Source organism: Pseudomonas sp. MDT2-39-1, assembly GCF_054898085.1.
Window position 1 is genome coordinate 1,229,040 of sequence record NZ_CM142716.1, and the last position, 19,044, is coordinate 1,248,083.

16 protein-coding genes and 4 pseudogenes are annotated in these 19,044 nt (G+C 57.2%); 6 read left to right on the plus strand and 14 right to left on the minus strand.

Annotated features, from left to right (window positions below):
* Positions 1-104: 104 nt before the first annotated feature.
* The 4 genes from kdpC to kdpF form a co-directional block, all read right to left on the minus strand.
* The gene (gene kdpC, locus ACYZTM_RS06120) at positions 105-650 is read right to left on the minus strand and encodes a potassium-transporting ATPase subunit KdpC (RefSeq protein WP_131060014.1); all 546 of its coding nucleotides are present in this window, start codon (positions 648-650) and stop codon (positions 105-107) included.
* Positions 651-864: 214 nt separating this feature from the next.
* Complete coding sequence (gene kdpB, locus ACYZTM_RS06125) at positions 865-2,922, minus strand: potassium-transporting ATPase subunit KdpB (protein WP_131060013.1); 2,058 nt, start codon at positions 2,920-2,922, stop codon at positions 865-867.
* A 10-nt stretch (positions 2,923-2,932) separates the two neighbouring features.
* Complete coding sequence (gene kdpA, locus ACYZTM_RS06130) at positions 2,933-4,627, minus strand: potassium-transporting ATPase subunit KdpA (protein ID WP_131060012.1); 1,695 nt, start codon at positions 4,625-4,627, stop codon at positions 2,933-2,935.
* An 8-nt stretch (positions 4,628-4,635) separates the two neighbouring features.
* Positions 4,636-4,725, minus strand: coding sequence for a K(+)-transporting ATPase subunit F (kdpF, locus tag ACYZTM_RS06135; RefSeq protein ID WP_007899818.1), 90 nt, complete (start codon positions 4,723-4,725; stop codon positions 4,636-4,638).
* 416 nt (positions 4,726-5,141) lie between these two features.
* On the opposite strand from kdpF, the gene eat reads away from it, so the two are divergent.
* Together eat and ACYZTM_RS06145 are read left to right on the plus strand one after the other, a co-directional pair.
* Positions 5,142-6,506: an ethanolamine permease gene (eat, locus tag ACYZTM_RS06140; protein ID WP_461987610.1), complete on the plus strand. Its 1,365-nt coding sequence runs from the start codon at positions 5,142-5,144 to the stop codon at positions 6,504-6,506.
* 124 nt (positions 6,507-6,630) lie between these two features.
* Positions 6,631-6,798, plus strand: coding sequence for a DUF2897 family protein (locus ACYZTM_RS06145; protein WP_094468421.1), 168 nt, complete (start codon positions 6,631-6,633; stop codon positions 6,796-6,798).
* Between the two features lie 44 nt (positions 6,799-6,842).
* On the opposite strand, the gene ACYZTM_RS06150 is transcribed toward ACYZTM_RS06145, so the two are convergent.
* The gene (locus ACYZTM_RS06150) at positions 6,843-7,694 is read right to left on the minus strand and encodes an urea carboxylase-associated family protein (RefSeq protein ID WP_461987612.1); all 852 of its coding nucleotides are present in this window, start codon (positions 7,692-7,694) and stop codon (positions 6,843-6,845) included.
* A gap of 15 nt (positions 7,695-7,709) precedes the next feature.
* Positions 7,710-8,363, minus strand: a complete 654-nt coding sequence (locus ACYZTM_RS06155) for a GntR family transcriptional regulator (RefSeq protein WP_461987614.1) — start codon at positions 8,361-8,363, stop codon at positions 7,710-7,712.
* Positions 8,364-8,539: 176 nt separating this feature from the next.
* On the opposite strand from ACYZTM_RS06155, the gene ACYZTM_RS06160 reads away from it, so the two are divergent.
* Positions 8,540-9,097: a TetR/AcrR family transcriptional regulator gene (locus ACYZTM_RS06160; RefSeq protein WP_461987616.1), complete on the plus strand. Its 558-nt coding sequence runs from the start codon at positions 8,540-8,542 to the stop codon at positions 9,095-9,097.
* Here ACYZTM_RS06160 and fabF read toward each other — a convergent pair.
* The 6 genes from fabF to tnpB all read right to left on the minus strand — a co-directional run bounded on the left by fabF (position 9,094) and on the right by tnpB (position 16,020).
* Positions 9,094-10,368, minus strand: a complete 1,275-nt coding sequence (fabF, locus tag ACYZTM_RS06165; protein WP_461987618.1) for a beta-ketoacyl-ACP synthase II — start codon at positions 10,366-10,368, stop codon at positions 9,094-9,096. The genes ACYZTM_RS06160 and fabF overlap by 4 nt on opposite strands.
* Positions 10,369-10,400: 32 nt before the next feature.
* Positions 10,401-11,195 (minus strand): SDR family NAD(P)-dependent oxidoreductase, encoded by a 795-nt coding sequence (locus ACYZTM_RS06170; protein WP_461987620.1) that lies wholly within the window; start codon positions 11,193-11,195, stop codon positions 10,401-10,403.
* A gap of 205 nt (positions 11,196-11,400) precedes the next feature.
* Complete coding sequence (locus ACYZTM_RS06175; protein ID WP_461987622.1) at positions 11,401-11,736, minus strand: ComEA family DNA-binding protein; 336 nt, start codon at positions 11,734-11,736, stop codon at positions 11,401-11,403.
* A 1,544-nt stretch (positions 11,737-13,280) separates the two neighbouring features.
* Positions 13,281-14,012 (minus strand): metallophosphoesterase, encoded by a 732-nt coding sequence (locus ACYZTM_RS06180; protein ID WP_461987624.1) that lies wholly within the window; start codon positions 14,010-14,012, stop codon positions 13,281-13,283.
* Positions 14,013-14,109: 97 nt separating this feature from the next.
* Positions 14,110-15,642, minus strand: coding sequence for an IS66 family transposase (gene tnpC / locus ACYZTM_RS06185; protein WP_461987627.1), 1,533 nt, complete (start codon positions 15,640-15,642; stop codon positions 14,110-14,112).
* An 18-nt stretch (positions 15,643-15,660) separates the two neighbouring features.
* The gene (gene tnpB / locus ACYZTM_RS06190) at positions 15,661-16,020 is read right to left on the minus strand and encodes an IS66 family insertion sequence element accessory protein TnpB (RefSeq protein ID WP_461987629.1); all 360 of its coding nucleotides are present in this window, start codon (positions 16,018-16,020) and stop codon (positions 15,661-15,663) included.
* 86 nt (positions 16,021-16,106) lie between these two features.
* Here tnpB and ACYZTM_RS06195 point away from each other — a divergent pair.
* Together ACYZTM_RS06195 and ACYZTM_RS06200 are read left to right on the plus strand one after the other, a co-directional pair.
* Positions 16,107-16,268: pseudogene (locus tag ACYZTM_RS06195) on the plus strand (transposase); the annotation flags it as partial.
* A gap of 209 nt (positions 16,269-16,477) precedes the next feature.
* Positions 16,478-16,609 (plus strand): annotated as a pseudogene (locus ACYZTM_RS06200) (IS5/IS1182 family transposase); the annotation flags it as partial.
* Between the two features lie 75 nt (positions 16,610-16,684).
* On the opposite strand, the gene istB reads toward ACYZTM_RS06200, so the two are convergent.
* A complete protein-coding gene (gene istB / locus ACYZTM_RS06205; protein ID WP_461987631.1) occupies positions 16,685-17,473 on the minus strand; it encodes an IS21-like element helper ATPase IstB in 789 nt (262 codons plus the stop codon).
* Positions 17,470-18,491: pseudogene (gene istA, locus ACYZTM_RS06210) on the minus strand (IS21 family transposase). The gene istB and the pseudogene istA overlap by 4 nt, the downstream one beginning before the upstream one ends.
* A gap of 82 nt (positions 18,492-18,573) precedes the next feature.
* Between istA and ACYZTM_RS06215 the strand changes: the two are divergent.
* Positions 18,574-18,969: pseudogene (locus ACYZTM_RS06215) on the plus strand (IS5 family transposase); the annotation flags it as partial.
* Between the last annotated feature and the right edge of the window lie 75 nt (positions 18,970-19,044).

Below are 19,044 nucleotides of genomic sequence, written 5' to 3' on the forward strand. Positions count from 1 at the left end.
TTGTTCTGTCGCCATCGCTAGCAGGCTAGCTCCCACATTAGATTTGTGGACACTGAAGATCCCCTGTGGGAGCTAGCCTGCTAGCGATTGGCAGCACCACCGAACTACAGGTTTTCCAACGCCGCATTCAGTGCCAACACATTAACCACCGGCGGGCCCACCAATGGCTGCTCGATATGCGCATCCATCAATTGCTGGAGGGTCGCCACCGGCAGATTACGCGCCGCCGCAACACGCGCCAGTTGATAGGCAATCGCGGCCGGTGGCAAGTGCGGATCGAGGCCGCTGCCGGAGGTGGTGAGCATGGCCAACGGCACAGGCCCCTGACCTGGCACCAGCAGTTTACTGGCATCGTCAATCACGCGAGTCGCGAGCGCCGGGTTGCTCGGCGAAAGGTTGCTGGCGCCGCTCGACACCGTGGCAAACGCACCGGCGGAGGGCCGTGGGTGGAACCAGGCATCACCAACGAAATCCTGGGCAATCAGCGACGAGCCACGGACCTTGCCGTCGGCGTCGCGCATCAGGCTGCCATTGGCTTGATCCGGGAACGCGACCTGAGCGACGCCGGTGACGACCAAGGGGTAAGCGACGCCGGTGATCAGGGTCATCAGCACAAGCAGGCTCAGGGCCGGACGTATCATTGTGGACATTTCAAAATCCTCGAATTCGGTGAAAAAAACACATGCATTCAGGCCGCCACCAACCCTGTGGCGAGGGGATTTATCCCCGTTGGGCTGCGCAGCAGCCCCAAACACCTGCGACCTCATTTCTTCCAATACAGCGCATTTATTGGGTTGGCGACTGCTTCGCAGTCGAACGGGGATGAATCCCCTCGCCACAGAGCCTGCGCCACCCGATAGATCGTCAAACCAGATGCAACGCGGTCAACAGCATGTCGATCGCCTTGATCCCCACAAACGGCACCAGAATCCCGCCCAATCCGTAGATCAGCAGGTTGCGTCGCAACAACGCCGCCGCACTGGCCGCCTGCACTCGCACACCACGCAGCGCCAGCGGAATCAGCACCACGATGATCAAGGCGTTGAACACGATCGCCGACAGAATCGCGCTCTGCGGACTGCTCAAGTGCATGACGTTCAGCACACCCAATTGCGGGTAAATCGAGGCAAACAACGCCGGCAGGATGGCGAAGTACTTGGCCACGTCGTTGGCGATGGAAAACGTCGTCAACGCACCACGGGTCACCAGCAATTCTTTACCGATTTGCACCACGTCCAGCAGCTTGGTCGGGTCGCTGTCGAGGTCGACCATGTTCGCCGCCTCGCGAGCCGCTTGCGTGCCGTCGTTCATCGCCATGCCGACGTCAGCCTGGGCCAGGGCCGGGGCGTCGTTGGCGCCGTCACCGCACATGGCGACCAGGCGACCGTCGTTCTGTTCGTGACGAATGCGCGCCAGTTTCTTCTCTGGCGTGGCTTCGGCCAGCACGTCATCGACACCCGCTTCGGCGGCAATGGCGGCAGCGGTCAGCGGGTTGTCACCGGTCACCATGACCGTGCGGATCCCCAGTTTGCGCAGCTCGGCGAAACGCTCGCGGATGCCGGGCTTGACCACGTCCTTGAGGTGGATCGCGCCGAGCAATTTACCCTCGGCGCAGACCAGCAATGGCGTGCCGCCGCTCTGGGCGATCTTGTCGATTTCCCGGGACAGGGCCGGGGCCAGATCGGCGCGTTTCAGGCCAACGAAAGCCAGCAACGAATCGACCGCACCTTTGCGATATACACGGCCTTGATAGTCGACACCGGACAAACGGGTTTCGGCGCTGAACGGCACAGCGGTCAACAGGTCAGCGGAGGGCTCAGGTTGCGGATGCATCCCGCGCAGGTATTCGACGATGGACTTGCCTTCGGCGGTGTCATCGGCCAGCGAAGCGAACAACGCACCTTCAGCAAGCTCCTTCGCGGTCACGCCGGGCGCTGCATAAACAGCGGTGCAGCGACGGTTACCGAAGGTGATGGTGCCGGTCTTGTCCAGCAGCAGGACGTGAACGTCCCCCGCCGCTTCCACGGCGCGACCGGATTTGGCAATGACGTTCAGGCGCACCAGACGGTCCATCCCGGCGATACCGATGGCGGACAGCAAACCGCCAATGGTGGTCGGAATCAGCGTGACCAATAACGCCACCAGGAACACTAGCGGCAAGCTGCCGTTAGCGAAGTGGGCGAACGGTTGCAGGGTCACGACCACCAGCAGGAAGATCAGGGTCAAGCCGATCAGCAGGATGTCGAGCGCGACCTCGTTCGGGGTTTTCTGGCGCTTGGCGCCTTCGACCAGGGCGATCATGCGGTCCAGTGTCGACTCGCCGGGATTGGCGGTGATGCGCACCAGCAGCCAGTCGGATACCAGGCGGGTGTTGCCGGTGACGGCCGAACGGTCGCCCCCGGACTCGCGAATCACCGGCGCGGATTCACCGGTAATCGCCGCTTCGTTGACGGCGGCGATACCTTCGATGACCTCGCCGTCACCGGGGATCATTTCCCCGGCTTCAACGCGCACCACATCGCCTTTGCGCAGAATGGTCGCCGGCACCACTTGAAAGGTGCCGTTGCTGGTTTTGCGGCGGGCGCTCAAGCCTTCGCTGCCGGCCTTGAGGCTGTCGGCGCGGGCCTTGCCGCGACCTTCGGCCAGGGCTTCGGCGAAGTTGGCGAAGAGCACGGTGAACCACAACCACAGTGCGATTTGCGCGGCGACGAAGGTTGGCACGGCGCTGTCGGGAATGAAGCACAGCACGGTGGTCAGGACGGCGGTCAGTTCGACCACCAGCATCACCGGCGCACGCTGCAATTGCCGTGGGTCGAGCTTGACGAAGGCTTGCACCAGCGCCGGGCGCCAGAGGGCCGAGATCGCGGTTTTCGGTTGTTCCGGCGCCTTGGCGGCGACGGTTTTGCTTACAGGCATATTCATGATGGATTCCTTAGAAGCCCATACTCAAATGTTCAGCAATAGGACCCAGAGCCAGCGTTGGCAGGAAGGTCAAACCGCCCACCAGCAAAATGGTCACGGTCAGCAGGGTCACGAACAGCGGGCCGTGCGTCGGGAAGCTGTTCTGACCGATCGGTGCGGTTTTCTTCATCGCCAGGCTGCCGGCCAACGCCAGTACCGGGAGGATGTAACCGAAGCGACCGATCAACATGCCAAGACCGAGCATCAGGTTGTGGAACGCCGTGTTGGCACCGAAGCCGCCGAACGCCGAACCGTTGTTGGCACTGGCCGAGGTGTAGTTGTAGAGCAACTGACTGAAACCATGGGCGCCGGGGTTACTCACCGAGGCCACTGGACCGGGCAGGCTCGCAGCAATCGCACCGAGCACCAACACGCCGACCGGCATCACCAGCAAGGTCACCACCAGCAACTGGACTTCCCTGGCCTGCAGTTTCTTGCCGAGGTATTCCGGCGTGCGACCGATCATCAGGCCGGCGAGGAACACCGCGATCAACACGTTGAGCAACATGCCGTAGAGCCCGGCACCGACGCCACCGAAGATCACTTCGCCGACCATCATGTTGACCAGCGCGACCATGCCGCTCAGCGGGTTGAGGCTGTCGTGCATGCCGTTGACCGAACCGTTGGACGCCGCGGTAGTCGTCACCGACCACAGCACCGTGGCGGTGGTGCCGAACCGTGCTTCCTTGCCTTCCAGCGGCGCGGTCTGTTCGACGGCGATGTTGTTCAGGGTCGGGTTCGGTTGGTATTCGGCCCACAGCGAAGTCGCGCCGCCGATCAGGAACAGCGCCAGCATGCAGGCGATGATCGCGCGGCTCTGACGCAGGTCTTTCACGTAGTGGCCAAAGGTGAAAACCAGGGCGACCGGGATCAGGATGATCGAAGTCATCTCGAACAGGTTGCTCCACGCCGTCGGGTTCTCGAACGGGTGCGCCGAGTTGACGCCGAAGAAACCACCGCCGTTGGTGCCCAGTTGCTTGATCGCAATCTGACTGGCGGCCGGGCCAAGCGGGATCACCTGATCGACGCCTTGCATCGTCACGGCATTCACGTACTGCGCGAAGGTTTGCGGTACGCCCTGCCAGACCAAATACAGCGCCAGCAGCAGGCACAGCGGCAACAAACCGTAGAGGGTGGCGCGGGTCATGTCGACCCAGAAGTTGCCGAGGGTTTTGCTCGACTTGCGGCCGATCCCGCGACACAGGGCAACCAACACGGCGAGGCCGGTGGCGGCGCTGACAAAGTTCTGCACGGTGAGGCCGACCATCTGACTCAGGTAGCTCAGGGTCGCTTCGCCACTGTAAGACTGCCAGTTGGTATTGGTCATAAAGCTGACGGCAGTATTGAACGCTTGCGTCCACTCTTGACCCGGCAGGTTCTGCGGGTTCAGTGGCAAGTGGTCCTGGAACAACAGGATCACGAACAACAGCAAGAAGCCCGCAAGGTTGAAGGCGAGCAAGGCCAGGGTGTATTTCTGCCAGCTCTGTTCGGCCTGCGGATCAACGCCGGCCACCCGATAACAGCCACGCTCCACAGGTCCCAGGATCGGTGTCAGCCAGGTGCGCTGACCTTCCATTACCTTGTAGTAGAACCGCCCGAGGAACGGTGCCGGGATCAGCACCAAGGCAAAGAAGGCCAGGATCAGCCAATAGTCATAACTGTGCATAGCCGCCCCTAGTTCCGGTCCGCGCGCAACAGCGCAACCAACAGATAAATGAACAGCCCCACTGCGAGTAGCAGTGACACCCCGTCCAGAACGCTCATGGAAGTTCTCCGTGTTACGGCGTATTGCCGCGTGTGGAGTGATTGTCGGCAGGGAGGCTGTAAAGGAGCGAGATCGAGGGGGCTGGCTGGGCATAAAGAAAGAGTAAAGAGTGGGTTTATGGGTTTGTTACAGCGGAGTTTTGCAGTGTTTGTTCGGGCCTCTTCGCGAGCAAGCCCGCTCCCACAGGGTTCGGAGTTGTTTGGGCAAACGCAATCCGAATGCGGGAGCGGGCTTGCTCGCGAAGGCGGCATTACAGGCAACAACGCTCCGAACTGGCGCACAAAAAGTGCCCATCCACCACAGAACATCCCCGCTACGACGCCTTTTTACGCTTTACGACTGCTATCACAACGCTGGCACGCCCACTGCAAACGCCCTCCCCCGAAGCTGTCCAAACCGTTCAGGGAGCAAACGAATGAACACACAACTAAAACCCACGCTGGGCACGTTGCACTTGTGGGGCATTGCGGTCGGGCTGGTGATTTCCGGTGAATATTTCGGCTGGAGTTATGGCTGGGGCGTGGCCGGAACACTCGGGTTCCTGGTGACCTCTTTCATGGTCGCCACGATGTACACCTGCTTTATCTTCAGTTTCACCGAACTGACGACGGCGATTCCCCATGCCGGCGGCCCCTTTGCCTACAGCCGCCGTGCCTTTGGCGAGAAAGGCGGATTGATCGCCGGGCTGGCGACGCTGATTGAATTCGTCTTCGCCCCGCCGGCGATTGCACTGGCAATCGGTGCGTACCTGAATGTGCAATTCCCGGCCCTCGACCCGAAACACGCAGCGGTCGGCGCCTACATCGTATTCATGGGTCTGAACATTCTCGGGGTGAAACTGGCCGCAACCTTCGAGTTGATTGTCTGCGTACTGGCCGTGGCGGAACTGCTGGTGTTCATGGGTGTGGTTGCGCCGGCGTTCAGCTTCAGTAACTTCGCACTCAATGGCTGGGCCGGTTCCGATGTGTTCGGGGCGCCGGCGATTGCCGGGATGTTCGCGGCGATTCCTTTCGCCATCTGGTTCTTTCTGGCCATCGAAGGCGCAGCCATGGCCGCGGAAGAGGCCAAAGACCCGAAACGCACAATCCCCAAGGCCTACATCAGCGGCATTCTGAGCCTGGTATTGCTGGCCATGGGCGTGATGTTCTTTGCTGGCGGCGTCGGCGACTGGCGCACCCTCTCGAACATCAACGACCCGCTGCCACAAGCGATGAAAACCGTGGTCGGCGAAAGTTCGGGCTGGTTGCACATGCTGGTATGGATCGGCCTGTTCGGCCTGGTGGCGAGTTTCCACGGGATCATCCTCGGCTACTCGCGGCAGTTTTTCGCCCTTGCCCGCGCCGGCTATCTGCCGGCGTCACTGGCGAAACTGTCGCGCTTCCAGACCCCGCACCGGGCCATCATTGCCGGCGGCGTGATCGGTATTGCGGCAATCTACAGCGACGGCCTGATCAATTTGGGCGGCATGACGCTGACCGCGGCGATGATCACCATGGCGGTGTTCGGCGCGATCGTGATGTACATCATGAGCATGCTCAGCCTGTTCAAACTACGCAAAACCGAACCGAACCTGGAGCGCACCTTCCGCGCGCCGTGCTACCCGTTGGTGCCATTGATTGCGCTGATACTGGCGGTGGTGTGCCTGGTGGCGATGGCCTGGTTCAACACGTTGATCGGGTTGATCTTCCTCGGCTTCATGGCGGTGGGTTTCGTGTATTTCATGCTCACGGCGCAGTTGCGCGCGGATGCGCCGGCAGACGCAATGTTGACCGGACTTTAATCAGGCGCAGTGCAGCTGTCATATCAGGCATAGAATGGAACCACTGCGAAATGAAATCGCTCAAAGTGGTATGCACGATCGATTGGCGAAACCCGCCAATCGGCCTGCCCTCAAGGAGAGCCCTATGCCCTGGTATGCCTGGTTGATTCTGGTCGTTGCAATCGGCTCGATCGTTGGTGGTTTGATGATGTTGCGTGACACCGCCAACAAGGTCGACCTCACCGAAGAGCAACGTAAACGAGTCGCTGAACGCAACGCGGAAGCGGACGCCAAGGATGCGCAGGACCGCTGAAAACAAACCCTGTCATTCCTGATGAATGACAGGGTTTGACGTTTCTACTGCTCCCAATCCGCCTTGGCAATGTGCAAGCCATGCAGCCCTTTGTACGCTGCACGTTCCGGCTGGCTCCAGCCCGCGAGCAACGAATCCTCCAATCGATAAATCTCCACCCCCAGCGGGCGACAGACGCTCAGCGGGTCCTGCGCTTCTGGCCCCCACATGGCCAGCGAAAGATCACCTCCCGGACAAGTCGACAGCGCACACAGCAAATCGATCTCGGCAAAGAACTCCAGGTAATCGCCCTTCTGCGCCGGACAGGCCTTCATGAAGTACATATCGTCATGGTTCAGGCCCGTGCACTGGAAAATGTTCAGCACGTCATGCACGTCGAACTCGGTCAGGCCATGGGGCAACACGGCGCGAGTCAGGTTGGAGTGGCAGTGATGATGAAAATCCTCTCCGGTGAGCATTTTGTTCACGTAGGGATCACAGCGAGTGCCCAGCAAATCGTGCAAGCGGCCGCCATGTTCATCAATGCCATAACCGGCCAGGCTGTCGTCGGTAATGGTCACCAGCGGTCGTAAAAAGGGCAGGTTCGACCAGAGCCGGTCGTGGGTGCTGACATGGGCGCCCTGCAGTTGCCGGGTCCGAGAAGCCCAAAGACGCTCGCGCGGGTCGTTGGCATTCCAGACGTTGAAGTCGCCGACTTGCGGGCCGACCGGCGTGGTCACGCGGAACACGTGCCCGGCCGGTACGTTCCAGGCCCGACCGGTGCGGATCGGCACTTCGAACTGCTCAATCAGCGTACGCCCCTCCTTCGTGTCGCGGATCCGCTCGTAGAAGGCTTTGTCCACCTGCAAGGCCGAGCCTTTGCTGACTTGATAGGCCGCCGGATAGTCTTTGTACATGGCAAGAATCCTCGATCAGTGACGGGAAATCGGTGCAAGCATCTGCAACAGGAGGTGTTCGGAATCGTCCAGATAAAGGCTCATGGCATCCTCGGCTGCGGATTTGTCGCCCTCGGCCAGCAGGTCATGAATCTGTCGGTCGCGAGCCAGCCAAGGCGCCTGAAACCGTGATTCATCGGGAGCGGTGCAGAACGCCAGGCGCAGTTGCGCAACAACGTTGGTGAAAAACTCATCGAACAATGGGCTGCGCAGTAATCCGACGATGTGTTGATGAAACGCCAGGCTATGGGTGCCGACGGCGCGCCAGTCCTCGCGCTCACGGGCAAGTTCGGTGGCCTCCAGCGCCTCGAGCATCCGGACGGACTGGTCGTCGCGAAGTGGCGGGCTGACGCTGATGGCCTGCAACTCCAGGGTGCGCCGAACCTTGAACAGATCCCGCGCATCATCCACGCCCAGCCTGCGCACCATCACGCCCTTGTTGCGCACGTATCGAGTCAGACCATCCTGTCCTAGGCGGTGCAAGGCTTCGCGAATGGTGTTACGGGAGGCGTTGTAGGCAGACACCAGATCGTTTTCCACCAACGCCATGCCAGGCAATAGACGACCGCCAATGATGTCGGCGCGTATCTCCAATGTGATGTGGTCGGCCAGGGACAGTCCACTGTTCATGCTCATCGCCTCGTGATTGTTCAACAATCGTCAACTGACTAATAATCACTATTCGTGCCAGTTCATTCGACGCGGCAGGACGACGTTGGACGCATCTGCATGCTTTTTAGAAGTAGAAGTACAGTCACCATCCAATTTTCATTGGTTAAGATGGCGCATTGTTGCGGAGATTCCAGATGCGTTACTCGCAGGACCATAAAGCCCAGACCCATCAACGCATCATCAAGGAAGCATCAGCGCGATTTCGCCGTGACGGTATCGGCGCGACCGGCTTGCAACCCCTGATGAAAGCATTGGGCTTGACTCACGGCGGTTTCTACTCGCATTTCAAGTCCAAGGACGAACTGGTGGAAAAGGCACTGCAGGCCGCCGGCGAGCAGTGCGACGCCACCTGCGCCGAGCTCTTCGCTCAGGATCGCCCGCTGGAAACGTTCATCGACACCTATCTGTCCGAATGGCACCAGACCACGCCCGATGAAGGCTGCCCGCTGCCGACCATGTCATCGGAACTAGGTCTGCGCGGACAACCCAGTCCAACCTCTGACGTGGTGCTCAATTCAAGGCTCGAACAAGTGCAAGGCACGCTTGAAGGCGAAGATGCCGCCGACCGCAGCATCTTCATCATGTCCGCCCTGGTCGGGGCGTTGCTGCTATCGCGCAGTGTCGAGAACCCAGAACTGGCCCAGCGGATTCTCGACGTGACACGCGAGTTTCTCAAACAGCCCCAGGACTAATCCTGCCAGCGCTTGAACAGCACGCTGGCATTGACCCCGCCAAACCCGAAACCATTGGACAGTGCGTACTCGATCGCCATCGGCCGCGCCTGACCGTGAACGATGTCCACTCCTTGGGCGGCGGGGTCCGGGTTATCGAAGTTGAGGGTGGCCGGCACGATCTGATCGCGAATCGCCAACAACGTGAAGATCGCCTCGATTCCGCCTGCTGCACCCAGCAAATGCCCGGTGGCCGATTTGCTCGATGTCACGGCGATTTTGTTATCCGTGCCGAACAACGCCTTGATGGCCGCCAACTCTCCCAAGTCCCCGACCGGTGTCGAGGTTGCATGAGCATTGAGATGCTGCACCTGCGCCGGCGAAATGCCCGCCTGGGCCAACGCCAGTGACATCGCCTGTTGCGCACCGCTGCCATCCTCGGGACCCGCCGTCAGGTGATAGGCGTCGGCACTGGTGCCGTAACCTACCAGTTCCGCCAGCGGTTGAGCACCGCGGGCCAAGGCATGCTCCAGGGATTCAATCACCAGAAGGCCAGCGCCCTCCCCCATGACAAAGCCATCGCGGTCACTGTCGAACGGCCGCGAGGCACGCTCCGGGGTGTCGTTGTAACCGCTGGACAAGGCACGAGCAGCGGCAAACCCGGCGAGACTGACGCGATCGATCGCCGCTTCCGCACCGCCACATACCGCGATGTCTGCCTCGCCACAACGAATCAACCGCGCCGCATCACCAATCGCTTGGACCCCGGCGGCGCAAGCCGTCACCGGCGCACCCAATGGGCCCTTGAAACCGTGCTGGATCGACACATGACCCGCAGCGAGGTTGACCAGAAATGAGGGAATGGTGAACGGCGACAGGCGTCGCGGCCCACGGCTGTCCGTGGTGCGCACCGCATCCGCTATCGCACCGAAACCACCCACGCCGGAACCAATAATGGTTGCCGTACGCTCCTGGGCATTGGCGTCCGCCGCTTGCCAACCGGCCTGCTCCAGCGCCTGACGCGCCGCTTCCATGGCAAACATAATGAAGCGGTCCATCTTCTTCTGCTCTTTGGGTGGCGTCGCCCGATCCGGGTCAAAACCCGCTTCGGGATCGTCAGCCAGCGTCGGCACTGCGCCCCCGACCTTGGCCGGCAAATCGGCAACCACCTCATCCGGCAAATTACGCAACCCGGAACGCCCGGCCAACAGACGCGACCAAACGGCTTCCACACCAGAACCCAATGGAGACACCAGGCCCATGCCCGTTACAACTACTCGACGATCACTCATACCGCAAATACCTCAAGCCGATTCATGATGCCTCACGTGTAACGCGCGGCGGCCTTACTTTTGGAAAGATTCGGCGCCAGTACATGACGCGCCGCAATGAAGGCATCCCAGTCGGCCGCATCCGTCAACGAAGGAATGGTGATCAACTCACCCTGGTCCAGACCCGACAGCGCCGCATCGACCATCTCCCCAGCTTCCATAACCATATCCGCCGGAATCTGGGTTGCGTCGATACCGGAGCGCTCCCAGATTTCGGTACGTGTTACGCCTGGCAACACGGCCTGCACCTTGACCCCGGTGCCATCCAGTTCGGCGTTCAACGACTGAGTCAGACTTAACACATAAGCCTTGCTGGCGCTGTAAGTGGCATTGAAGCGCTCGGGAAACAAGGCCACCACTGACCCGATATTGATGATCGTACCCCGACCCGCCTTGGCAAAACTGGCGGCCGCTGCCGAGGCCAGTCGCGTGACCGTTGTCACGTTCAGTTGAATCAAGCGTTCCAGTTGATCCATGTCGGCATTGGCCAACAAACCATCCGCTGCAACACCGGCGTTGTTCAGCAGCAGGCTGATACTCGAATCGCTGCGAAGACGCTGCTCAAGCTTCAGCACTTCATCCTTTTGAGTCAGATCCGCCTTGAGCATCTCGACCTGAACGCCATGCTCTGCGCGCAATTTGGTAGCCGCTGCTTCCAGCCGCTCTTGATCACGGGCGACCAATAACAAATCAAAACCACGCGCCGCCAACCGCTCGGCGTAAATCGCACCGATACCGGAAGAAGCACCGGTGACGAGGGCCGTACCTTGGGACTGGACAGAATTCATGACAGTGCTCCTGTGAGATGCCAAAGGGAAAGACAAGCGCCTGAGGCCAGAACGCTTAGCGAAAACCTAATTTATTACAGGCATAATCTTAGCCGTATATGATAGCCATAATTTTTCACGCATCGACGAAAGGCGCACCATGACAGCGTTCGCCACATAGCAAAAAGGCCGGTCAATGACCGGCCCCTGGCGCTGACGTATAAGCTTAGTTCACCTCAAGCTTCTCGCGATTCTTATCCAGAATGGCTTTACCGATTCCCTTCACTTCAAGCAGCTCGTCCACGGACGCAAACGGCCCATTACTCTCACGATAAGCAACAATCGCCTTGGCCTTGGCTTCCCCCACACCAGACAACTCGCGCTGAAGGGTTGGCGCATCGGCCTGATTCAGATCGACCTTGCCGGACTGTGCCGCGGGAGAAACTTCCAGCACCAAGGGTGCAGTGCCAGCCTCTGGCTTGGCCGTCGGTGCAGCAATGGCCGCAATAGAAGCGCTGGTGAGCAGGGCAAAAACCAGAGAGTAGAAGTAGCCAGTACGCATAAATGACGCTCCATGACATCGATTGAGAAAGCAGCTTTTCCAAAGCTACCTCCTAAACTTAGGCGATGTTTGGAGCCTGTCAAAAATGTGTCTGTTGCAGGATATGAAACAATCAGGGTTCGAGACGATGTTTCTGATAGATAGGGTCTCGCTGTAGGTAGACGCTGGAAGCGTCGCGCAGAGTAAACCGCGGAGCGAATGCCACAGGCCCGATCCATGCAAATCAACCCAAACACCGGCATAATAGCCGCCAGCGACTGACCACGATTATGCTGGGCGCTGCGGTCTGAATACGAGGAATCGGAATCAGAAAAACAGGACTTTCAAAAAATCGCACCTGTAACAAATACTCTTCGCAAAATCGATAGAGCTTCCTCAACAAAACAAAAAACGATAAGAAACACCACCTACATCATTATTAATATCAGCTTAAAGGGGAGTATCTGTGAGTGCGTTGAGTTCAAGGTGCGTCACTTTTTTTGATGGTCTCAGAGCCCTTCTCGCACAGATAGCGGTTATTGGGCATGGTTTCGGATTCTTTTTTGGATACTGGAATGGTTTCTTCCCACTAAAGGTTCCATACATCAATCAGTTGCGGTTGTAGGTTTTTTTTCGTCTCTGGATTTCTGATATGCAGAAGCGCAATGACCAACATCAAATACAAGAACTCGGATTATGCTCGATATTTCGCGGACAGATTCTCGAGAATATATTGCACACTGATTCCTTGTTTGCTTTTTGTTGGATGTGTGGATTACGCCTTCTACGTAATTCACCCTGACTTCGAGCTAGGAGAAATTTAAACCTCTCTATATTCCTGCATAACTTATCACTAATACCGTCAATGCCATTTGGCACAATGAGGACCATCTGGAGTTTGATGTTTGAACGGTGGATTTACATAATTTTCAGCGGAATCGTTTTCTTTAAAAAAATGGCTTGTAGGAGCATTTTGCATCTGTATCGGCGCTTACTACACGTTTTTCATCAATGCCAAGGGAGAAGCAGGACATTTTGAATTTATCTGGCTTATTGGTGCAGTCGCGGCTCTCCTCTTCGACAAAGCAACGCAGGTCAGACACCGCAAGCACATCGCGGCGCTATCAATCTTTCTCGCCGCCTTGGCATATATGATCACACTTAATGCATACAACCTCTTTGCCGGAACATTACTTTCCCTCGGGCTTATATTTTTCGCTGCCAACACGAACAATTCGGACGCTAAAGTTCATCCGATAACATCGATGACCCTGGAGGTCCTGGCGGGATATAGCTTTACATTATTTCTAACTCAATACACTGTATTATTCTGGCTGCAGAAATCCGGTTTTTCCGGACTTTCCGGCCTACTACTTTCCTGGCTTGCGTCAAATCTAATAGCATTTGTCATTGCACAACTCACAGAGAAACACCACAAAGTGATATCAGCTAAAACATTACAACTCAGAGACTTTAGGTACAGAAAACTATCGTGATTGGCCGATAATATTCGCGTAATCCTTGAATGATCTATGCCGACATTTTGTCGAGAGAATCTCTAAGTTTTAGGTGATGGTTGTGACTGCACCGGTACCCAGTTCAACGATACTTAGAGCGCCATCCGAAAATGAACATCCAGTGTCTATAAAGAAAGTATTTCCAAGGCGACTGACATTGGGCACAGTAGTGTGGCCAACATACAGCCTGACTATCCCATCGATCACAGCATCGTCCTGACTGTCAAATTTAGTACGAGAGTACAGCGCGATTTTTTTTGCCTGTTCAAGCGCGTTTTGACCACGCTCACCTTTGAGAGCCGCCATGCCGTCTTGCCAATCATCACCCTCAATTAACAGCGGTGCTTGCGCGTGTACGATGCCAACCGTCTCCCCATCTGACAATTCCAATTCAATGGCCATAGGAAGCTCTCGCAATACGGTAGCGATGCTTACCTGCGTAGTGGAGGGTAGTTTGTAAAACCACTCGCCTCCGTTGCGAGAGTGCCTTGCAATATCACCATTGCCGTCCATGCACTCAATAATCATTTGTTCGTGATTACCACGCACGCTATGGAACCAGGTCTTTTTTAACCAATTAAGAACCTGCTCGGATTGCGTACCGCGATCAATGACATCTCCAACCGCGAACAATCGATCATTATCAGTATCAAACTGCACCTGTCTCAGAAGAGCGTGCAGAGTATCAAAATGGCCGTGAATATCGCCTACAACGAAATCACGCCCAGCTTTATTAGCTACAAATGAATGAATAATGCCTGGCATGTCGATATCGCGCATAAAAACCACTAAACAAAGGGAAAGATATTGACGCCCTTGGCGTAAATAAAAAGTAAGCGCTCCATGAACCCCACATTTTAAAGGTGGGGGTCTATGGCTATCTTGGAATTAGCGGCGTGCAGTTCCACGGCAACAAGGCCTCGAAGTCTTCTACGCTCAAGGCTTGTGGCAGGCGCTCAAGTGCGTGGCGCAGCCACGCATAGGGCTCTTGGCCGTTGGCTTTAGCCGTCTCGACCAAACTGTAAAGTTGAGCGCTAGCCATCGCGCCTTTGGGCGTGTCGCTGAACAGCCAGTTCTTGCGCCCGATAACAAAGGGCCTGATCGCACGCTCTGCCGCATTGTTGTCGATCGACAAGTAACCGGCTTCGGCGTAGCGCACCAACTTGATCCAGTTGCTGACCAGGTAGCTGATGGCTTTGCCCAGTGCATTTTGCGCCGTCACTTGTGGCTGGGTTTTCTCCAGCCAAGTGTGCAACTGCGCCAGCACCGGCAGCCTGTTTTGCTGTCGGCTTTCGTGGCGATGTTCATCGCCGACTTCCTTTAAATCTCGCTCGATACCGTACAGCTGGTTGATCAGATTCAGGGCGATATCGGCACGCCAGGTTTTGCCTTTAGGTTGTACTTTTTGCGCTTCCACGAACTTGCGTCGCGCATGTGCCCAACAGCCTAAACGTTCGACACCGGATTGCGCGCCCAAGGCGTTATAACCAGCGTAATCATCGGTCATCAGGTAGCCGCGATAACCTTCGAGCAGGCGCGATGGAACCTCCTGCGCCCGGCTGGTCGAGTAGTCAAAAAGGATCACAGGCTGATCCGGCGGCCCGCCGGTTTGCACCCACATCCAGGATTGGCTGGTGGGCTCTCGATCTGGCTCTTTCATCACCTGTACACGCGTTTCGTCGCAGTGGATGACGCGACTTTCCAGCAGTCGATCCCGCATCAAATTGAGCAAGGGTTGCAGGTGTTCGCCGCACTGGATAACCCAGCGCGCCAAGGTTTGTCGTGGAATATCGACGCCGTGGCGACCGAGTACTTTTTCAAAGCGATGCAGTGGCAGGCCATCGACGTATTTGGTCGTCAGCAACATCGCCAAAACGCTGGGGCTGGTCATGCTCTTTTCGATCAATTGAGCCGGTTTGTCAGCAGTGAGCAGCGCGGTTTCACAGCCACGGCAGGCGTAGACCTTGCGCACATGTTTGATCACGCGGATTTGCATCGGCACGATCTTGATCTGCTCGCTGACTTCCTCGCCAATGCTGTGTTTACGGCAACCGCAGACGCAGGTCAGCTCGTGATCGGGCAGTTCGCGAATGACTTCGATACGCGGAAGATCGGCGGGCAGAGGCTTGCGTTTGCCCCGTCGCTTGGTCGGAGCTACAACCTCTTCTTCAACCGTTTCGTCGACAGACTCGGCCACGCTTTCCGCTTCGTTGAACAAGGCCATTTGCGGGGTCGCGGGATCGGCTGTCTGCTCTGACTTGCGCCCGAAAAGGCGCTGACGCAACAGTGCGTTTTCTTCTTCAAGATGAACGATTTTGCCCTTATCCGACTCGCGCTCACTCAGCATTTGCTCAAGCAGTTGCTTTAGCAAAACAGGGTCGTCAGGAAGGTCTTTGGGCATGGAAATCATGCCCTAGATTATACCGAATCAAGCGACGAATCGAGGCGTCAAAACTTGATGCGGACGGTTGCGCCACAAATCAAAACCGTCCAACAACCAGTTGAGTTCTTGAACCGTCAACACGATGGCTTCATCCGAACAATCCGGCGATATTTTGAAGCGCTCGGACTCCAGCCGCTTTAGCCAAAGGCAGAAGCCGTTGCGCTCCCAGTACAAAATCTTCACTCGGTTTCGAGGCTTGTTTAGGAAGACGAAAAGCACGGGATCGAACACCGCGACTTTGATGTCCAGTTCGACCAAAGCCGAGAGGCCGTCAATGGACTTTCGAAAGTCTACCGGCTTGGGGTAGAGGTACACTTTTTCGACTTTGGCGTCGGGTCGCATCATGATGTGCTGACTCCTGAGAGAATTCGGGAGTGCAGCTTCGAGGATCACCTGCTGGCTTTGAATGTGGGGTTCATGGCGCGCTTACGGTTGAGCATCCATTCCGAGTGATCAAGCGCCAGTTTGGTTATACGAAAGTCCGCTTCCGCGGCTTGGTTAAAAACACCGCGCAGCAGACCACACTGTTTGCCCTGTCGAACCTGTGGATGATGCGAAAACGGCTGTTGAATGCAGGCGAGGTGCGTCTGTGATGCGGACAATGAGCGCTGAAAAAGGGCTATTCAGCAAAAAAACAGCGAACTGAGAGGAGGAAAGGTCTGATTTTCGATTAAGTTGGCGTTTTTTGAACCTCAAACCGCGAGGACGTTAAAAACTGCTGCTTACTTCAGACCTTCCTCTGAAAAAGACTTCCAGATTTGGTGAGATATGCACCTCACATGAACAGAACGGTTGAGCCCCGATGAAACAGATGTCCTTCGCCGATGCCGAGTATGCCGGAAAGCGTAAGCAGACCCGCCGCGAGCGCTTCCTGATCGAGATGGATCAGGTGGTGCCCTGGAAGGGTTTGATTGCCTTGATCGAGCCGTATTATCTGTCAACACCGGTTGAAAACTGACCCACCCTACCGAAGTAAAACTGACCCACCCCGGCGGTGTTTGAGGTCTGTTTATTTCTGTGGCGAGGCCGTTTCTCTCGGCACCACCTGACCTGATTTCAGCTTGTCCTTTAGTCGATAACTCTGTCCGCTGACCTGGACGATATGCGCATGGTGCAGAAGCCGATCCAGCAGCGCAGCGGTCAGTGTTGAGTCGTCGGCGAAGGTCGTTGCCCACTGGCTGAACGGCAAGTTACTGGTCAGCACCAAGCTGCCATGTTCGTACCGTTTGGCGATCACGTTGAAGAACAAGTTGGCTTCGTCACGGCCGAACGGCAAATAGCCGATCTCATCAATCACCAGCAGTTTCGAGCGTTGAACAACGCGACTGAAATACTGAGCCAGGCGCCCTTGATGGTGCGCGGCGACGAGTTGCAAAGTCAGGTCGGCGGCAGAGATGAATCGGGTGGAAATGCCTGCCATGATCGCCCGATGAGCCAGAGCGCTGGCCAAGTGTGTTTTGCCAACGCCCGAAGGCCCCAGCAGTACGACGTTTTCCTTACGCTCGATGAAGGCCAGCCCGGCCAGTTCCAGGATCTGGCTTTGCGGCGCGCCGCTGGCGAATTTGAAGTCGTATTGTTCAACCGTTTTCACCGCCGGCAGCCCGGACTGTTGCAGCAGCGCTTGCCGCCGCCGCTCGTTTCGAGCGCGATCCTCGCTCAGCAGAAGCTGTTCCAGGAAGTCGGCATAGCTCGTTTCTTTTTCGGCCGCTTGCTGGGCCAGTGCCGGCCAGTCCGTCGCAAAAGTGTCCAGCTTGAACTGTTGGCAAAGAGACTCGATACGCAGATGTTGAAGGTTCATGGACGTACCTCAAGCAGTGCCTGATAGACCGAGAGCGGATGCTGCAAGCTTTCCACCGGCATGGGTTGGACGACCGAAATCATGCTGCTCGCCCCCCCTTGGATCTCTGGCAGGGGCAACAAGTGGTGCACTTCGGCATCCAGTCGGTGTTGCGGTATTTCGCCCGTCGTCGCATGTGTTCGGGCGTTGGCGACCTCCATCAACCAAGGGCCGATCTTGCTGTTCGCGACCTCAACGTCCAACAGCAAGTTGACCTGGTTAAGTGACGCGGCCAGTGGCACTACGAAGCTGTTTTCAGGTAGTGGTTGAAGCGCTCGACCTTGCCCTTGGTCTGCGCCCGATAAGGCCGGCAGACTTTCGGTGTGAAGCCGTAGCGCTCTGCCAAATTCAATAGCGCAGGATTCCAGCGGTGCTGACCGGGGCCATAAACATCGCGTTCCTGGATGATGGTTTTGGCGTTGTCGAAGAGTAGCTTTCGCGGCGTACCGCCGAAGAAGCGCAGCGCCTTTTCGATACCGGAACACCAGGCTGCGGAGTCTTCGCGACGGGAGAAAACGACGTAGGTCGCACGGCTCCAGCCCAACGTTGCAACGAATGCCAACAACGGATCGCGGCCACGCCGAATGACGGTGAAGTCCACCTGCATCTGCTCACCGGGCTCGGTTTCAAAGCGAACGACGGCTTCGTTTGCCTTGGATTTCAAGGTCAGCAGAAAGCTGGTGAGGATGGAGTATCCGCCTTCGTAACCCTGTTCGCGGATCTCCCTCAACAGCACGATGGCGGGAATCCAATGGGGTCGAGCGGCTTCTACGCGCTGGCGCAGATAGGCCTCGAAAGGCACAAGCTTGCCCACGCGCTGCGCGCGCGGGCCATAGACGACGAGCTGGCGCTGGGCCTGTAATTTGAGGTGGCGTCGAATGGTATTGCGAGAGCAGCCCACCTGCCGGGCGATGGCCCGAATAGACAAACCCTGACGAATAAGAACACTGATTTCCACGTGTTGCTCCTGGGACAGCATGGGCAGCTCGCAAAAGCTGCATTTTGCCCAAGTGGGTCAGTTTTCAACCGGTAGGGTGGGTCAGTTTTGCATCGGTACTGACAATTATCCAAAGGGTGAAGGCGGTCGTCCGGCGTATCCGTTGCTGGCCATGTTGCGGGTTCATCTGATGCAGAACTGGTTCGGTTACAGCGATCCGGCGATGGAAGAAGCACTTTACGAGACCACGATCCTGCGCCAGTTCTCGGGGCTGCATCTGGATCGGATTCCCGATGAAACCACGATCCTCAACTTCCGGCGCCTACTGGAGAAACATGAGTTGGCGGGCGGGATTTTGCAGGTCATCAACGGTTATCTGGGTGATCGTGGTTTGCTGCTGCGTCACGGCACGGTGGTCGATGCGACGATCATTCATGCGCCGAGTTCGACCAAGAACAAGGACGGTAAACGCGACCCTGAAATGCATCAGACGAAGAAAGGAAACCAATATTTCTTCGGGAGTGCGACCTGAAAGTCGCATGGATTTCTGTTCCGCAGGTTAACGCCCGACGGAACCGATTGTTCCACCACTCGT

What these genes read in the sequence shown, in the direction of transcription:
- kdpC (WP_131060014.1), bottom strand. Translation starts at nt 650, where the DNA reads ATGTCCACAATGATACGTCCGGCCCTGAGCCTGCTTGTGCTGATGACC.
- kdpB (WP_131060013.1), bottom strand. Translation starts at nt 2,922, where the DNA reads ATGAATATGCCTGTAAGCAAAACCGTCGCCGCCAAGGCGCCGGAACAA.
- kdpA (WP_131060012.1), bottom strand. Translation starts at nt 4,627, where the DNA reads ATGCACAGTTATGACTATTGGCTGATCCTGGCCTTCTTTGCCTTGGTG.
- kdpF (WP_007899818.1), bottom strand. Translation starts at nt 4,725, where the DNA reads ATGAGCGTTCTGGACGGGGTGTCACTGCTACTCGCAGTGGGGCTGTTC.
- eat (WP_461987610.1), top strand. Translation starts at nt 5,142, where the DNA reads ATGAACACACAACTAAAACCCACGCTGGGCACGTTGCACTTGTGGGGC.
- ACYZTM_RS06145 (WP_094468421.1), top strand. Translation starts at nt 6,631, where the DNA reads ATGCCCTGGTATGCCTGGTTGATTCTGGTCGTTGCAATCGGCTCGATC.
- ACYZTM_RS06150 (WP_461987612.1), bottom strand. Translation starts at nt 7,694, where the DNA reads ATGTACAAAGACTATCCGGCGGCCTATCAAGTCAGCAAAGGCTCGGCC.
- ACYZTM_RS06155 (WP_461987614.1), bottom strand. Translation starts at nt 8,363, where the DNA reads ATGAACAGTGGACTGTCCCTGGCCGACCACATCACATTGGAGATACGC.
- ACYZTM_RS06160 (WP_461987616.1), top strand. Translation starts at nt 8,540, where the DNA reads ATGCGTTACTCGCAGGACCATAAAGCCCAGACCCATCAACGCATCATC.
- fabF (WP_461987618.1), bottom strand. Translation starts at nt 10,368, where the DNA reads ATGAGTGATCGTCGAGTAGTTGTAACGGGCATGGGCCTGGTGTCTCCA.
- ACYZTM_RS06170 (WP_461987620.1), bottom strand. Translation starts at nt 11,195, where the DNA reads ATGAATTCTGTCCAGTCCCAAGGTACGGCCCTCGTCACCGGTGCTTCT.
- ACYZTM_RS06175 (WP_461987622.1), bottom strand. Translation starts at nt 11,736, where the DNA reads ATGCGTACTGGCTACTTCTACTCTCTGGTTTTTGCCCTGCTCACCAGC.
- ACYZTM_RS06180 (WP_461987624.1), bottom strand. Translation starts at nt 14,012, where the DNA reads ATGCGCGATATCGACATGCCAGGCATTATTCATTCATTTGTAGCTAAT.
- tnpC (WP_461987627.1), bottom strand. Translation starts at nt 15,642, where the DNA reads ATGATTTCCATGCCCAAAGACCTTCCTGACGACCCTGTTTTGCTAAAG.
- tnpB (WP_461987629.1), bottom strand. Translation starts at nt 16,020, where the DNA reads ATGATGCGACCCGACGCCAAAGTCGAAAAAGTGTACCTCTACCCCAAG.
- istB (WP_461987631.1), bottom strand. Translation starts at nt 17,473, where the DNA reads ATGAACCTTCAACATCTGCGTATCGAGTCTCTTTGCCAACAGTTCAAG.